Below are 15,778 nucleotides of genomic sequence, written 5' to 3' on the forward strand. Positions count from 1 at the left end.
GCAGGTCAGACAGATGTCCGGACGGATTGTCAGTGGCGGGATCTACCGTCGAGGACATGAATCAGCTGGGGGTGCGCTGGACGACGGATCAGGTGCTCGCACTGGCGCCTGACGCCGCGTCACGCAAGGCGGGAAGCAAGCTCGGGGACCCGGGCCCGTGGTCGGGGGCCGGGAGTTCCGCGGGCGCGGAGGGTTCGGACGAGGGGGCGGTATGGGGACTGTGCAAGGGGAGCGGCAGCAAGCCGTACCAGACGATCGTGGACATCGGCGGGGGCGGCCCGGGCGCGACCGGGCCGGGGTATTCATGCAGTTGCCCGAGCCGCAAGTTCCCGTGCAAGCACGCGCTCGGGCTCTTGCTGCTCTGGGCGGGCGGCGAAGAGCAGGTGCCGGCGGGGCAGTCGCCGCCGGAGTGGGCCGAGCCATGGCTGGCGGGGCGGCAGAAGCGGGCGGAGTCCCGGCAGTCCGCGGCGTCGGCGACCGGTTCGGGCAGCGCCCCGGCGGATCCGGAGGCGGCCCGGCGCAGAGCCGAGCGCCGCGCCCAGCGGATCACGGCGGGTGCGACGGAGCTGGAGCAGCGCCTCGCCGACCTGCTGCGCGGCGGCCTCGCGCAGGCGGAGCAGTCGGGTTACGGGCTGTGGGAGGAGACGGCCGCGCGCATGGTCGACGCGCAGGCGCCCGGACTCGCCGCGCGTGCCCGGGAGTTGGGGGCGATCCCGGCGTCCGGCCCCGGCTGGCCGGTGCGGCTGCTCGAGGCGTGCGCACTGCTGCACCTCCTCGACCAGGGCTGGTTGCGCCGCGACGCCCTGCCCGCCGACCTGGCGGCGACGGTCCGCTCACGCGTGGGCCTGCCGGCTCCGGACAGAGAACCACCGCTGCGCGACCGCTGGCTGGTCCTCTCCCAGTACGACACGGCGGACGGCCACCTCACCACGCGCCGGACATGGCTGCACGGCACGCGGAGCGCGCGCACCGTACTCCTCCTCTCCTACGGGGCGGCCGGCCGCGCCCCTGCGCTCGCGCTGCCGACGGGGCGCACGCTCGACGCGGCGGTGTCGGCATACCCGGGAGCGGGGTCCCTGCGGGCCGAGCTGGGCGAACAGTTCGCCTCGCCGGAGTCGGACGGCCCACGCCCCAAGGGAGTCGACGTCACCACCGGTCTCGCCACTTACGGAACGGCGCTCGCGGCCGACCCCTGGCTGGAGTCCTGGCCGGTGACGCTCGCGGAGGTGATCCCGACGCGGGACACGGACGGCCACTGGCAACTGGCGGACGCCGAAGGCAAGTCGGCACTCCCCCTCACCGCACACGCGGCGGCGTCCCCCGCCCTGTGGCGCCTGGTCTCCGTCTCGGGAGGCGCGCCGGTGACGGTCTTCGGCGAATCCGGCCCAACCGGCTTCCACCCACTGGCCACATGGACGGAGAAAACACCGGAGGTCATCCCCCTGCGCTGACACCCCGGTGCGGCACATCCAGCGGTGCCGCAAATCAAGCGATGCGGCACATCCAGCGGTGCCGCAAATCAAGCCCCTGCGGCTATTGAGCAGCGGGGTCCGGGGCGGAGCCCCGTGACCGTAACGCCGCTGCCGCCGCCCACGCCCCTGCGACCCACCGAGACCCACGGGAGGACCCATGCCACCCACCGCCACCTGGGACGACCTGGTCAGCACCGCGCTCCTCGGCACCAACCGCCGCCCCGACCACACCCCCCTCACCCTCCTCGACGAGGCCGCCGCGCAGACGGTACGACGCCGAGCCGGCCTACGCCCGGCCACAGCCGCCACCCCGCCGGACCGCACCGAGGACGACCCACGTCTCCCCCTGCCGCCCGCCGCGCGCCAGCGCCTCGCACTGCTGCTCACCGACCGCTCCAGCGGCACCGGTTCACGCCGCGGCACCGCCCCCGACCTCCTCGAACTGCTCCCGCAGTGGCTGGCCACGGCCAACTCGTACGGGTACGCGCCGCCACCCGAGCTGCTGCCCGCACTGCTCGACGCGGCGCGCGGCCGCACCGACCTGCGCCCACCGGCCCTCGCGTTCGCGGGCCCGCGTGCCCGGTGGCTGGCCCGGCTCAACCCGGACTGGAAGTTCGCGCTGCGCGCGACGCCGGGCGTCGGCGCCGTGCTGCCGGCGCCGGAGGAGAGTGAGCAGGTTCAACTACGGTGGGAGGAAGGCCTGTTCGCGGAGCGGGTGGCACTGCTCGCCTCGGTTCGGGCGCACGACCCGGCCGCGGCGCGGACGCTCCTGGCGGGGACGTGGGGAACGGAGCGCGCCGAGGACCGCCTGATATTCCTCGACTCGCTGCGCACGGGACTCGGAGACGCGGACGAGCCGTTCCTGGAGCAAGCGCTGACCGACCGCAGCAAGAACGTGCGGGCGACGGCGGCCGAGCTGCTCTCCGCGCTCCCCCGCTCGGCGCTCGCCGCGCGGATGGCGGACCGGGCGCTGACCTGGGTGGCGCTCGACCGTGCGGAAGGGGCGATCCTCGTGGAGGCGCCGCACGAGTGTGACGCGGGGATGGAGCGGGACGGCGTCGTGGCGAAGCCGCCCGCGGGGCGCGGAGAGCGTGCGTGGTGGCTCGGGCAGCTGGTGGAGGCGGCGCCGCTCGGCCGGTGGCCGGGCAGGTTCGGCGGCCGGGGCCCTGAGGCGATAGTGGCGCTGCCGGTCGCCGACGACTGGCGCGGGGAGCTGCACGCCGCGTGGTGCCGGGCGGCGGTCCGGCAGCGGGACATCGCCTGGTCGCGGGCGCTGCTCGGGGCGCCGACGGCGTCGGACGCGGCGGGGCCCGGGGCGGTGTCGCTCGCCGAGCGGGCGAAGCTGCTCGCGGCGCTGCCGGGGGCCGAACGGGCGGACTGGGTGGCGGAGTTCATCGCGGCGCACGGGCTGTCCGAGGCGTTCCAGCTGCTGGGGGTGTGCGGCACGCCGTGGACGCGGACGCTCGGGCGGTCCGTGGTCGACGCGCTGAACATCGCGCGGGACGCGGGGAGTTACCCGTGGAGCTTCAGCGGGGTGATGGGGCTCGCGGAGCGGTGCCTGGATCCCGAGGAGGTGGTGCGGCTCGACGGGCTCACGGCGGCGGTGGAGGAACCAGAGGGCTCGGCGCCCGGCGCCGGGGGGTACTGGACGGAGGCATTCCAACGCCTCGCCCGCACGCTCCGGCTCCGCCGTTCCATGCGCGACGAGCTGACCCCACCGTGTCCAGGCCCATGACCGCTGCACCGTGGCGGGGCCCGTCGTCCTCGTTGCGCCGCACCGGGGTGCCGCCTTGCCCACCCTGCCGCCCAAGGCGGCAGATTGCCCAAGGCGACGGGGCAGACGAAGCCGTGCATATCAAGCCCCTGCGGCGATTGAGCAGCGGGGTCCGGGGCAGAGCCCCGTGGCGTCAACTCCGGTGCCGACGCCGGTGCCGACGCACGAACCCCGCGGCGCGGAACCGCTCCCGTCAGCCCCCGGACGCCGCCGGCTGCCGGACGTTGGCCCGGACCCACTCCACGATGGACGCCGTCGTCGCCCCCGGCGTGAAGATCTCCGCGACACCCTTCTCCTTCAGCGGCGCAATGTCCCCCTCAGGAATGATCCCGCCCCCAAAGACCTTGATATCCGCGGCGTCCCGCTCCACGAGGAGCTCGATGACACGAGCGAAGAGCGTGTTGTGCGCGCCGGACAGGATGGAAAGACCGATCGCGTCGGCGTCCTCCTGGATGGCGGTGCCCACGACCTGCTCGGGCGTCTGATGCAGGCCCGTGTAGATGACCTCCATCCCGGCGTCGCGCAACGCACGCGCGATCACTTTGGCCCCTCGATCGTGGCCGTCGAGTCCCGGCTTCGCGACGACCACGCGGATCGGCCCGGCTGCCACACCCATCACTGCCTCCCTGAAACGACTGCTCAAGCAAAAGTTGAAGCGATTGTTCAAAAGACTGATGCCCGAAGTGAACGAACGTTATCGACAGCATCCCGCAAGCCGCCGTTTCACGGTGCGGACCGAGGGGGAAATCACACGGTGGGACACATTCGCTGCGCCCCGCGACTGCCACGGGCGGGACACACCGCCGGATCCAGGACAGGCGCGAAGGAGCCGCTTCGAGGTCGCCGCGCCACCGCGCCGACAGCCGCACGGCACGGTGGCACGGTGCTTCCGGCTGCCGTTCGGACCGATGAGTCGGCACATCGGGCACGACCGGCGCCGCGGGACCGCTTCGGTCGGCTCTCATGAGTGCACACGGGGGACAGAGGTGTCCTCCCGTGTGCCGACGGGAGGTTGACCGATGAAGGTCACGAGGACCCTGCCCTTTCGCCCCCTCTGCCACTTGCTGCCCACGAGACTGGCCGGTCTCTCGATCGCGCTCCTGAAGGCGACCGCCCTCGAACTGGCGATCCTCGCGGGCCATCTTCTCCTCTACCCCTCGGGCATCCTCCCCGAGCGGCGGCAGCCCCTGGCGCTGCCCCGCCACCCCTCGGCGTACGTCCCAGTGGCCATGGAAACGGTCACAGCGGACGAGAACTCCCCAGGAGAACCAGCAGACCCAGGAGAACTAGGAGAAGTAGGAGAACCAGCAGCAGCGGACGCACCTCGCCTGCCCGCACCGGACCAGAAGCCCCCGGTCCTCCTCCTGCACGGCTTCATCGACAACCGCTCCGTCTTCGTCCTCCTGCGCCGCTCCCTCGCGCAGCACGGCAGGCAGCACGTCGAATCGCTCAACTACTCCCCTCTCACCTGCGACATCCGGGCCGCGGCCACACTGCTCGCCCGGCACGTGGAGGAGGTGTGCGAGCGGTCGGGCCGAGACAAGGTCGACATCGTGGGGCACAGCCTGGGCGGCCTGATAGCCCGCTACTACGTGCAGTGCCTCGGCGGTGACACGCGGGTGCGCACGCTCGTCACGCTCGGCACGCCGCACGGCGGCACGCGTGTGGCGCCGCTCGCGGACGCGCACCCGATCGTCCGGCAGATGCGGCCGGGCTCGTCCGTCGTCGAGGAGTTGAAGCGGCCGGCGCCCGGCTGTCGTACGCGCTTCGTGAGCTTCTGGAGCGATCTCGACCAGTTGATGCTGCCCCTCGAGACGGCGTGCGTGGACCACCCGGACCTGCTCGCGCAGAACGTGCGGGTCACGGGCATCGGCCATCTCGCGCTGCCGGTACACCCGGCCGTCGCGATCGGCATCCGGCAGGCCCTCGACGCGGAACACGCGGAGCACGCGGGAGGAGCTCGCGCCGCCGCCAATTCCGGCGGCGGCCTGACAGTGGCCTGACCGCCGATCCGCGCCCCTGCGCAGCCATTTCGTCGAACGGGTCTCGAACCCAGGGCCAAGGAACTGTCCACAGTCCACCCAAAGGCGGCTGATTGCCCGTTTCCCCGGGTCGGGAAACCCGACGAAGATTGTCGTGCCCTCATACCGACGGGTACAGTCACCGCACTGCTCTGGCAGCCCTGTTGTCGAGGCGAAAGAGAAGTTGGTGAACGACCGCAATCCGTCGGGGACCGTGCCTAACGCGGCGTACGACGGTCACTCCGCGACCAGCTTCGCAAGCGATCCACTCTTCGGCGACATGGCAGAGGACCCGTACGAACCGGGTTCCCACGCGACCGGCCAGTGGCACACAGCCCCCCAGCAGCAGTACGCCGACCCCTACGCCTCCGCGTACTACGGCACCGGCACGTACGACACCGGTACCTACGACACGACCGGCGCCTGGGCGACCGGCGGGTACGAGCAGGTCGCCGACATCCCGGCGCAGCACCCCCGGACGATGGCCGAGCAGCACGCCACGGGTCAGTGGGACACGTCGGCGTACGAGACGCAGATGTACGCGGCTCAACACCCCGACACGCAGAGCTTCGACACGCATTCCTTTGAACCCCAGAGCTTCGAACCCCAAAGCTTCGAGACTCAGAGTTTCCAGACCCCGGGCTTCGAGACCCAGAGCTTCGAGTTCCAGGGGTTCGAGGCGCAGCACTTCGAAGCGCAGGGCTTCGAGACCCAGAGCTTCGAGACGCCGAGCTTCAACACGCACGACATGCTCGGCGCGCCCGATCCGCACGACACTCAGGGTTCCACCCACACCTTCCAGGCGCCGGTCTTCGGTACGACCGCCTACGACACGGGCGCGTACGACGCCACGCAGTGGAACGCGGCCGACGCCGTCGCCCCCGCGGAGCCCGAGGCCGAGGACGAGCCCGTCATGGACCCGGCCCCCGAAGCGGAACACCCGCACGGACCCGCCCTCGACGCCGACCCCGCGCCCCCGCAGCCCACATCACGCAGGGCCGGGAAGAACGCGAAGAACGTCTCCCGTGGTCGCGCCGGTCGCCGACGTCCGCCGGCCAAGCGGTCCGCGCTGGTCACCATCGTCGTGCCCTCGGTCTGCGTGGTCGGCGTCGCCGGGATCGCCGCGGCGAGCGTCGGCGGGAGCAGCGGGGACGACGGCAAGGAGGCGCAGGCCGAGGCGGCCCCGGACGCGCAGGCCGTGAAGCCGGCCGTCGCCAACAACAAGCTGGACTCGCAGTTGAAGGACCTGTCCGCCGACGCGGGCGACTTTGCCGACCGGGCGAGCCGCACGCAGGAGCGGATCGACCTCAAGGCGAAGCAGGAGGCGGCGCGCAAGCATGCCGCCGAGGAGGCCGCGCGCAAGGAAGCGGCGCGGCCCAAGTTCGTACTGCCGGTGAAGCAGCACGGGCTGAGCGCCTTCTTCGGGCAGGCCGGCGTCAACTGGATGTCCCAGCACTCCGGCATCGACTTCCCCGTCTCGTACGGGACTCCGGTGATGGCCGCGACGGACGGCACCGTGAAGACGCAGTGGAACAGCGCGTACGGGAACATGGCCATCGTCACCGCCAAGGACGGCACGGAGACCTGGTACTGCCACCTGTCCTCGCACACCGTGATGAGCGGTCCGGTGAAGGCCGGTGACGTGATCGCGCGGTCCGGGAACTCCGGCAACTCCACAGGACCGCACCTGCACTTCGAGGTACGGCCCGGCGGCAGCGCGGCGATCGACCCGCTGCCGTGGCTGCGCAGCCACGGCCTCAACCCGAACTGAGCCGCTCCCCCCGCTACAGCTTCTCGACCGGCGCGTACCGCAGCAGCAGCCGCTTCGGCTTGGGGTCGCCGAAGTCGATCGACGCCTCCGACTTGTCGCCGGTGCCCGACACGCCCACCACCGTGCCCAGCCCGAACTGGTCGTGCGTGACGCGGTCGCCGATGGCGAGGGCGACCACCGGCTTGGAGTTCGCCCGGCTCGTGGCGAAGGCCGGCGTCGTACCCGTGCGGGAGCGCGAGGACGACAGCGTGGCCGCGATGCCGCCGCCGATGCTCTTGGTCGAGGCCGCGGGCGTGGACGGGCCGGTGCGCTTCCAGTCGAGGTGGCCGACGGGGATCTCCTCCAGGAACCGGGAGGGCGGGTTGTACGAGGGCTGACCCCAGGCGCTGCGCATGGAGGCGCGCGTCAGGTAGAGGCGCTGTCGCGCGCGCGTGATGCCCACGTACGCGAGGCGGCGCTCCTCCTCCAGCTCCTTGGCCTGGCCGAGGGAGCGCATGTGCGGGAAGACGCCGTCCTCCAGGCCGGTCAGGAAGACGACCGGGAACTCCAGGCCCTTGGCGGTGTGCAGCGTCATCAGCGTGATGACGCCGCTCCCGTCGTCGTCCTCGTCGGGGATCTGGTCGGAGTCGGCGACGAGCGCGACGCGCTCCAGGAAGGCGGAGAGCCCCCCGCCCATCGTCGTGGCCTCGCCCTCGGTCGTGCCGCCGTCCGCCTCGGCCCCGCCCTCTGCCGTGTCCTCCGTCGCGTCCTCGCCTGCGGCGGACTCCTGCTCGAACTCCAGGGCCACGGCCGCGAGTTCCTGGAGGTTCTCGATCCGGGTCTCGTCCTGCGGGTCGGTGGAGGCCTGGAGTTCGGCGAGGTAGCCGGTGCGCTCGAGGATGGCCTCGAGGACCGTGGCCGGGCCCGCGCCCGACTCCACGATCGTGCGGAGGTCCTCCATCAGCGTGTTGAACCGCTTCACGGCGTTCGCCGAGCGGGCCGCCATCCCGTACGCCTCGTCGACGCGGCGCAGCGCCTGCGGGAAGGAGATCTTCTCGCGCTGGGAGAGCGCGTCGATCATCGCTTCGGCGCGGTCGCCGATGCCGCGCTTGGGCACGTTGAGGATGCGGCGCAGCGGGACCGAGTCCTCGGGGTTGGAGAGCACGCGCAGGTAGGCCAGGACGTCCCTGACCTCCTTGCGCTCGTAGAAGCGGACGCCGCCGACGACCTTGTAGGGCAGGCCGGTGCGGATGAAGATCTCTTCGAAGACACGGGACTGCGCGTTCGTCCGGTAGAAGACCGCGACGTCGCCCGCCAGCGCGTCGCCCGCGTCCGTGAGCCGGTCGATCTCGTCGGCGATGAACTGCGCCTCGTCGTGCTCGGTGTCCGCGACGTAGCCGGTGATCTGGGCGCCGGGCCCCTCGTTCGTCCAGAGGTTCTTGGGGCGGCGCGACTCGTTGCGCTCGATCACCGCGTTCGCCGCGCTGAGGATCGTCTGCGTGGAGCGGTAGTTCTGCTCCAGCATGATCGTCGTCGCGTTCGTGTAGTCCTCTTCGAACTGCAGGATGTTACGGATCGTGGCGCCACGGAACGCGTAGATCGACTGGTCCGCGTCACCCACGACGCACAGCTCCGCCGGGTCCGCCTCCTCCCCCTCGGTGGGGCCGACCAGCTCGCGGACCAGCGCGTACTGCGCGTGGTTCGTGTCCTGGTACTCGTCGACGAGGACGTGGCGGAAGCGGCGGTGGTAGTGCTCCGCGACGTCGGGGAACGCGCGCAGCAGGTTCACCGTCGTCATGATCAGGTCGTCGAAGTCCAGGGCGTTGGCCTCGCGGAGCCGTCCCTGGTACATCCGGTAGGCCTGGGCGAGGGTCTTCTCGAAGCCGTCGGCCGCCGTGCCCGCGAAGTCCTCCTCGTCGATCAGCTCGTTCTTGAGATTGCTGATCTTGGCGCTGAAGGACTTCGGCGGGAACTTCTTCGGGTCCAGGTCCAGGTCGCGGCAGACGAGCGCCATGAGCCGCTTGCTGTCGGCGGCGTCGTAGATCGAGAAGGAGGACGTGAAGCCCAGCTTCTTGCTCTCGCGGCGCAGGATGCGGACGCAGGCGCTGTGGAACGTGGAGACCCACATGGCGTTCGCGCGCGGGCCCACCAGGGCCTCGACGCGCTCCTTCATCTCGCCCGCGGCCTTGTTCGTGAACGTGATCGCGAGGATCTGGCCGGGGTGTGCTCCGCGCTCGGCGAGCAGGTACGCGATGCGGTGCGTGAGGACGCGGGTCTTGCCGGAACCGGCGCCCGCGACGATGAGCAGCGGGGAGCCGCCGTGCACGACGGCCGCCTGCTGGTTCTCGTTCAGCCCCTCGAGGAGGGAGGCCGAGTCGAGGACCGGGCGGGGGGCGCCGTCCCGGTAGTGCGCGTCCCGCTCCGGGGGCACGCCGAACAGCCCCTCCGGCATCGGCTCCGGGGCCCCGTCGTCGTACTCGGGGTCCGGGGGCGGGGGCGGGGGCTCCGCCGCACTGTTCTGGAGGCCGGTCAGGAAGCTGTCGTCAAAGAGGCTGCTCATCGCTCCACGAGTCTAGGCGGCCCCACTGACAACCCGCGGCCCCCTTCAAAATCCGAGGGAGCCCGGAGGGAAATCCGAGCGGGCCCGGAGGGAAATCCGAGGGGGCCCGGAGCAAGAGATCACGAAAATGTATCGGGCATATCGAACATCAACCTTCACAGCAGCCACACGAGTTGGCTACGGTTCAGCCGGGCAGCCCGTCCCCCCGCCCGCGGATGTCGCGGCGAACGGGCAGCCCCCGCTGAGTTCCGTACGCCGCAAGGCAGGGAACCGGGGACCCAACCGACCTTGGGGTGAATCGGTCAGCCGACCGTAGGGCAGCCTTCCACGTACGACGCCCGAACCCGACAGCTAACCCGGTAGGCGGACGACGGAAGGAGTCGCCTGCCTTGGCGTCGCACCGTAAGCCCCGCAGCCGTTCCCGGATCACCGGCGGCCTTCGCACGACCCCGGCCGTCGGCATCACGACCGCCGCCCTCACCTCCGTGGCCCTGCTCTCGCAGACGGCACAGGCCGCGCCCGCGCAGCCGTCGTCGAAGCCGCGCCTCGAAGAGGTCCAGCAGAAGGTCGACACCCTGTACCGGCAGGCCGAGGTCGCCACCCAGAAGTACAACGGCGCGAAGGAGCGGACCGACTCCAAGAAGACCCAGGTCGACAAGCTCCTCGACGATGTCGCGCAGCGCACCGATGACATGAACACGGCCCGCCAGAAGCTCGGCAGATACGCCGCCGAGCAGTACCGCTCGGGCAGTGTCAGCGACACCGCGACCATGTTCCTCGCGGACGACCCGGAGGACTACTTCTCGCAGCGCCAGCTGATGAACCGGCTCACCAGTGAGCAGAAGAAGTCGATCGACGACTATCAGGGGCAGGCGCGCGAGATCGCCGAGAAGCGCGACGAGGCGCAGTCGAGCCTCCAGGACCTCACCGACTCGCAGGCCGAGCTGAGGTCGACGAAGGAGACCGTCCAGACGAAGCTCTCCGACGCGCGCAAGCTGCTGGCCGAGCTGACCGCCGAGGAGAAGGCGCGGCTCGCCGCGATCGAGAAGGCCAAGGAGGCGGCGGCCCGCAAGAAGGCCGCCGAGTTGGCCGCCAAGCAGAAGGCCGCGGAGGCGGCGAAGCGGAAGGCGGCCGAGGAGGCGAAGGAGCAGGAGCAGTCTTCCGGCTCGTCCTCCGGCTCCTCGGGGTCCTCTTCCGGTTCGTCGGGCTCATCGGACGCCTCCTACGCCACGAAGGCCGCGCAGGCGCTGGCGTTCGCCAAGTCACAGGAGGGCAAGCCGTACGTGTGGGGCGCCACGGGCCCGGACTCGTACGACTGCTCGGGCCTTACGCAGGCGGCGTGGAAGTCCGCGGGGATCTCGCTGCCGCGGACGACCTGGGACCAGGTCGAGATCGGCAAGACGGTGCCGCTCTCCGACATCCAACCCGGTGACCTGGTGTTCTTCTACGACGACATCAGCCACGTGGGCCTCTACATGGGCGACGGCATGATGGTGCACGCGCCGAAGCCGGGTGCGGTCGTGCGCGAGGAGTCGATCTACTACGACGGCACGTCGTCGATCCACAGCGTGGTGCGCCCGGCCTGAGCCCACCACGCCTGTGACTCTGACGATGCCGGTGATCAGGTCCAGAGCACCGCGATGAAGATGTTCGCGACGGTGAGCGCGCCGACCGTCGCGAACAGACCCTTCTCGGCCTTCTCCTCGTCCCGCTTCACGTAGACGATGCCGAGGATCACGATCAGGACCGCGAGCTTCACGCCGATCTTGATGTTGTTGACGGTGGAGCCGTCGGCCTGGTTGAGGCCGACCAGGGCGACGCCGGTCACCAGCATGGTCAGCGCGCCGTGCAGCATCGCCTTGTTGAAGCGGGCCGCGCCCTCCTTCATCGCCGACATCTGCGTGAGGAAGCCGCCGAGCAGCGAGGCGATGCCGATGATGTGCAGACCGACGAAGATGTTGATGAGTACGTCCATGGGGCCGGAGCCTACTTGGGCCCGTTTCGGGCCACTTCGGAGCCCCGACGGTCACCCTCTGTCACCGCCCGTAACAAATGGGCCAGTTGCGAACAATCGGCCACCAACCCGTTACGCCGAGGTTTAGCGTCCTTGCTCAGGTGACCGGCTCCCCACCGCCGCCCGGGCCAGGGGCGGCAGTCGGACACCACCGCCGAGAAAGGTCCGGCGGCGACCCGCTCCCCCTGTGCGGGCCGCCGCCGGACGCGCGACCGGGGGCCGTGCGTTTCGGACGGCCGCCCAGAGGAGGACTTTGTGCCGGCAGCGCACCGCAAGCCCCGACCGCGTTCGCTCAGCGTTGGTAGGGCCCGCACCGCGGCCACCCTCGCCCTGGCATCCGCGGCCACCGTCACCGCCCTCGACGGCGGGGCGGCGCACGCGGAGCCCGAGCTCGGCGCCGCCCAGGTGCGGGCCAAGGTCGACAAGCTGTACCAGGAGGCGGAGGTCGCCACCCAGAAGTACAACGGCGCGAAGGAGAAGGCGGACGGGGCGCGGAAGAAGGTGGACGAGCTCCAGGACGAGGCGTCCCGGCGCACCGAATCGCTCAACTCCCAGCGCGAGAAGATGGGTTCGGTGGCGGCATCCCAGTACCGCACCGGAGGCGTGGACCCTTCGGTCCAGTTGCTCCTCTCCTCCACCCCCGACGCGTACCTCGACAAGGCGTCCCTCACGGAGCGCGTCGGCGCCCGGCAGGCCGCCGCGGTCACCCGCGTGCAGGACGAACTCCGCGAGATCGACCAGCTGCGCGGCGACGCCGACGGCACGCTCTCCGAAATCCGCGCCAAAAAGGCCGAGTTGGAGGACAACAAGAAGAAGGTGAAGCGAAAACTCGCGGAGGCCCGCCGCCTCCTCGACCGCATCACCCCCGAAGAGCGCACCCCCACCGCCACACAGAGCGGGCGCACCTCACGCTCGACGGAACGCGCCGACCTCTCCCAGGCCCCCAACTCCCGCGCCAAGGCCGCGATCTCCTTCGCGTACGGCGCCCTGGGCAGCCCCTACGTATGGGGCGCCACCGGCCCCTCCGCCTTCGACTGCTCGGGCCTCACCCAGGCCGCGTACAAGGCGGCAGGCGTCTCACTCCCCCGCACGACGTACGCCCAGATCGACGCGGGCCCGCGCATCCCGAAGTCCCAGCTCCAACCCGGCGACCTGGTCTTCTTCTACTCCTCGATCAGCCACGTGGGCCTCTACATCGGCGGCGGCAAGATGATCCACGCCCCGAACCCGAGCGCACCGGTACGGGTGGCCCCGATCGACGAGATGCCGTTCGCGGGGGCGACGCGGGTGGCGTGAGCGGTCGGCTCGTCACGCCGACGTGGCGGGGAGCGACGCGAGGAACCGGCGTACGTGGCGGAGCCAGGTCGCCCGGTCTGCCGGGTTCAGGACGTGGGCGGCTCCAGGCAGTTCGATCAGCTGGGCACCCGGGATACCGGCCGCCAGCCGGTACGAGCTCTCGGGCAGCACCAGGCGGTCGCCGGTCGGCACCACCACCAGGGTGGGGGCGGACACCTTCGCCAGATCGGCCCGCACGTCCACCCGGGACACCAGGTCGAAGTGGTCCAGCATGCCCGGCGGCATCGCGGTCAGGGTCTGGGCGACCGGTTCGTCGAGGGCTGCCGGTTCACGGTCCGCCAGGTCCGCCAGGTCCGCCAGGTCCGCCGGGGACATGCAGGACAGGAGGGCGAGCCTTGCCACGTCCTCCCACTGACCCGCGGCCGCAAGGGACTTGATCAGCTGGGCGGCGAGCGCCAGGACCGGATCGGCGGCAGCGAAGCCGGCGGTCAGGACGAGGGCCCGGACACGGCCGGGGTGCCGTGTGGCGATCCGGACGGCGACGACGCTGCCGAGGGATTCTCCGAGGACGGCGAACGAGTCCTGGCCGGCCTCGACGGCGGCCGCGACCAGGCGGTCGGCGAGGTCGTCCAGGTCCAGGGGGCCGGTGGCCACGGCAGAGCCGCCGGCCCCGGGGTAGTGCGGGCCGACGAGGGTGTGGTCCTGGGCGAGGTCGTCGAGGACGAGACCGAAGTTCCCCTCGATGCCACCGCCCGCACCGTGCGCGAGCAGAAGTGCAGGGCCGCTCCCCTGCACGAGAACGTCGAGGCAAGAGGCGGGAAACGCGTGATCGGCAGTCATGGCGCCGACGTTAAACTCCGACATCAGTGTCAGAGTCAAGTCGCTTCTCCGGCAAGGGGAGCAGGGGGAGGCGAGCGGCATGCGCATGCAGGAGATGGTGCGGCGTACCGGGGTTCATGAACGGTTGCTGCGCTACTACGAACAGCAAGGACTCGTGACACCCGACAGGCTGCCCAGCGGCTACCGCATCTACGGCGAGTCGGACGTCGAGACAGTGCGCCGCATTCGCTGTCTGCTGGCGGCAGGCCTTCCGACCGCTCTGATCGCCCAAGTCCTGCCGTGCATCCGGGCGGACGACGAGCGCCTCGTGCCCGCCTGCCCGGATCTGCGCGCCCAACTCCGCCGGGAGGGCGAGCGCATCACCCGCGCCATCGAAGATCTACAGGCGTCGCACGCGATTCTCGACACCATCATCACCGCCGCACCCTCAGGGGCGCCGGCCGCTGAGGCCGCCCCAGCTTCAACTCCCTTCACCAGAAGCTGAGTCGGGGCGCATGGTCGAGTTCCCGGCCGGCTTCAGGCCGTCGTGTGCGCCGCCAGTGCCCGGATGAGCTCCGGCCACAGTTCGCGCGGCCTGTCGTGCCCCATGTCCGGGAGCAGGAGGAGTTCGGCGCCGGGGATCAGCTCGGCCGTGCGACGGCCGCCGTCGGGGGCGATCAGGGTGTCGTCCAGGCCGTGGATCACCAGCGAAGGCACGCTGAGCGCCTGGAGTGCGTCCGCGCGGGAGCCGCTGAGGATCATCGCGCCGAGCTGACGGCCGGTCCCGGCCGGGTAGTAGGCGCGGTCGTAACTGCGAGCGGCCAGATCCCGCAGGACGGCGGCGTCGCCGTACCGTCTGGAGGCCCACACCAGGGCCCTGTCCGCCACCGCGACGTACCCGGAACGGTCGGCCGGCTTCGGGGCGAAAAGCGCCGCCTGCGCCTCCGGGGTCGACCGCCCGCACTCGGGCTCGCCCGTCGAGGACATCATCGAGGTCAAGGTCAGGACGCGCTCTGGCCGGGAGATCGCCATCGTCTGGGCGATCATGCCGCCCATGGAGGCGCCGACCACATGGGCCCGCTCGATACCGAGCGCGGTCAGCAGGCCGAAGGCGTCGTCCGCCATGTCCTGCAGCCGGTACGGGATCATCGCGAGGGCGGCGGGCATGTCCCCCGCGCTCACCGTGGCGATGAACTCCGCCATGTCCACAGGGTGTGCGTCGAACTTGGTGGACAGGCCACTGTCCCGGTTGTCGAAGCGGATCACGTACCTGCCGCGCTCCGCGAGGGTGCCGCAGAAGTCCTCGTCCCAGGCGATCAGCTGGGCACCGAAGCCCATCACGAGCAGCACCACCGGGTCGGCAGGGTCGCCGAAGGTGTCGTACGCGATCGAGATCTCGGGCGATACGTCGACGCTCGGCATCAGTCCGCCCGCCCCGTGGCCGCCACCGTCACGCCAAGGCCCACCATCGCGAGGCCGCCTGCTCCGCCGACCGCCGCGAGGCGGCGCGGGGAGCGGGCGAACCAGGTGCGGGCCGTGGAAGCGGCCAGGCCCCAGACGCTGTCCGAGGCGATCGCGATGACGTTGAACACCAGTCCCAGAAGCAGCATTTGGAGCACGGTGTGCCCGGCCTCCCGGTCGACGAACTGGGGCAGCACCGCCGCGAAGAAGACGATCGTCTTGGGGTTCGCCACACCCACCGCGAAGCCCTCCCACAGGGTGCGCAGAGTCGTCGTGCCCGCCGCGCCCCGCTCCTCGTCGAACACCGCGCGCAGCGAACTCCGTTGACGTATCGCCTTGACGCCCAGATAGATCAGGTACGCGGCGCCCACCAGCTTCAACGTCATGAAGATCGCCACCGACCGCTCGACGAGCGACCCGACACCGAGAGCCACGGCGATCACGAGGACGTACGCCCCGAGCGTGTTGCCCACGACCGTCATCAGCGCGGCGCGCCGCCCCTGTGCGAGAGCACGGCCGACGACGAAGATCACGCTCGGCCCCGGGATGACGATCAGCAGCAAGGACATCGCCGCGAAGGCCAGGAGGCGGTCGGTGGACATCATGGGATC

Annotated in this window: 13 protein-coding genes and 1 riboswitch; of the genes, 7 read left to right on the forward strand and 6 right to left on the reverse strand. The window is 71.0% G+C overall.

Translation table 11 applies throughout. The features are described 5' to 3' along the window. Positions 1 to 56: 56 nt before the first annotated feature. Both ACWD2L_RS15265 and ACWD2L_RS15270 read left to right on the forward strand, forming a co-directional pair. On the forward strand, positions 57 to 1,451 hold the full coding sequence (locus ACWD2L_RS15265; protein WP_351334505.1) for an SWIM zinc finger family protein: 1,395 nt from the start codon (positions 57 to 59) through the stop codon (positions 1,449 to 1,451). 178 nt (positions 1,452 to 1,629) lie between these two features. Further along, the gene (locus tag ACWD2L_RS15270; RefSeq protein ID WP_351334508.1) at positions 1,630 to 3,207 is read left to right on the forward strand and encodes a DUF5691 domain-containing protein; all 1,578 of its coding nucleotides are present in this window, start codon (positions 1,630 to 1,632) and stop codon (positions 3,205 to 3,207) included. Positions 3,208 to 3,439: 232 nt separating this feature from the next. Here ACWD2L_RS15270 and ACWD2L_RS15275 read toward each other — a convergent pair whose 3' ends face one another. Continuing rightward, a complete protein-coding gene (locus ACWD2L_RS15275; RefSeq protein ID WP_351334511.1) occupies positions 3,440 to 3,862 on the reverse strand; it encodes a cobalamin B12-binding domain-containing protein in 423 nt (140 codons plus the stop codon). A gap of 403 nt (positions 3,863 to 4,265) precedes the next feature. On the opposite strand from ACWD2L_RS15275, the gene ACWD2L_RS15280 reads away from it, so the two are divergent. After that, positions 4,266 to 5,249 carry a lipase family alpha/beta hydrolase gene (locus ACWD2L_RS15280; protein WP_351334514.1) on the forward strand — a complete coding sequence of 328 codons (984 nt, stop codon included), beginning with the start codon at positions 4,266 to 4,268 and terminating at the stop codon, positions 5,247 to 5,249. Between the two features lie 205 nt (positions 5,250 to 5,454). Continuing rightward, positions 5,455 to 7,038, forward strand: coding sequence for a M23 family metallopeptidase (locus ACWD2L_RS15285; protein WP_451189773.1), 1,584 nt, complete (start codon positions 5,455 to 5,457; stop codon positions 7,036 to 7,038). Positions 7,039 to 7,051: 13 nt separating this feature from the next. Here ACWD2L_RS15285 and pcrA read toward each other — a convergent pair whose 3' ends face one another. Continuing rightward, entirely contained in the window at positions 7,052 to 9,577 is a 2,526-nt protein-coding gene (pcrA, locus tag ACWD2L_RS15290; protein ID WP_351334517.1) for a DNA helicase PcrA, read from the reverse strand. Positions 9,578 to 9,820: 243 nt separating this feature from the next. Next, positions 9,821 to 9,959: riboswitch (cyclic di-AMP (ydaO/yuaA leader) on the forward strand. A gap of 7 nt (positions 9,960 to 9,966) precedes the next feature. Between pcrA and ACWD2L_RS15295 the strand changes: the two genes are divergently transcribed. After that, on the forward strand, positions 9,967 to 11,163 hold the full coding sequence (locus ACWD2L_RS15295; RefSeq protein ID WP_351334520.1) for a C40 family peptidase: 1,197 nt from the start codon (positions 9,967 to 9,969) through the stop codon (positions 11,161 to 11,163). Positions 11,164 to 11,198: 35 nt separating this feature from the next. Here ACWD2L_RS15295 and ACWD2L_RS15300 read toward each other — a convergent pair whose 3' ends face one another. After that, positions 11,199 to 11,552, reverse strand: a complete 354-nt coding sequence (locus ACWD2L_RS15300; RefSeq protein WP_351334522.1) for a hypothetical protein — start codon at positions 11,550 to 11,552, stop codon at positions 11,199 to 11,201. A gap of 294 nt (positions 11,553 to 11,846) precedes the next feature. On the opposite strand from ACWD2L_RS15300, the gene ACWD2L_RS15305 reads away from it, so the two are divergent. After that, complete coding sequence (locus tag ACWD2L_RS15305; protein ID WP_451189778.1) at positions 11,847 to 12,887, forward strand: NlpC/P60 family protein; 1,041 nt, start codon at positions 11,847 to 11,849, stop codon at positions 12,885 to 12,887. A gap of 12 nt (positions 12,888 to 12,899) precedes the next feature. Here ACWD2L_RS15305 and ACWD2L_RS15310 read toward each other — a convergent pair whose 3' ends face one another. Beyond that, positions 12,900 to 13,727, reverse strand: coding sequence for an alpha/beta fold hydrolase (locus tag ACWD2L_RS15310; protein WP_351334528.1), 828 nt, complete (start codon positions 13,725 to 13,727; stop codon positions 12,900 to 12,902). 79 nt (positions 13,728 to 13,806) lie between these two features. Here ACWD2L_RS15310 and ACWD2L_RS15315 point away from each other — a divergent pair, with 79 nt between their 5' ends. Continuing rightward, entirely contained in the window at positions 13,807 to 14,211 is a 405-nt protein-coding gene (locus ACWD2L_RS15315) for a MerR family transcriptional regulator (RefSeq protein WP_351334531.1), read from the forward strand. 32 nt (positions 14,212 to 14,243) lie between these two features. Here ACWD2L_RS15315 and ACWD2L_RS15320 read toward each other — a convergent pair whose 3' ends face one another. Both ACWD2L_RS15320 and ACWD2L_RS15325 read right to left on the reverse strand, forming a co-directional pair. Then, positions 14,244 to 15,128, reverse strand: a complete 885-nt coding sequence (locus ACWD2L_RS15320; protein ID WP_351334534.1) for an alpha/beta fold hydrolase — start codon at positions 15,126 to 15,128, stop codon at positions 14,244 to 14,246. Then, positions 15,128 to 15,772, reverse strand: coding sequence for a LysE family translocator (locus ACWD2L_RS15325; RefSeq protein ID WP_351334675.1), 645 nt, complete (start codon positions 15,770 to 15,772; stop codon positions 15,128 to 15,130). Before ACWD2L_RS15325 ends, ACWD2L_RS15320 begins: the two co-directional genes overlap by 1 nt. Positions 15,773 to 15,778 lie beyond the last annotated feature (6 nt).

It is taken from the genome of Streptomyces sp. NPDC002754 (genome assembly GCF_053592315.1).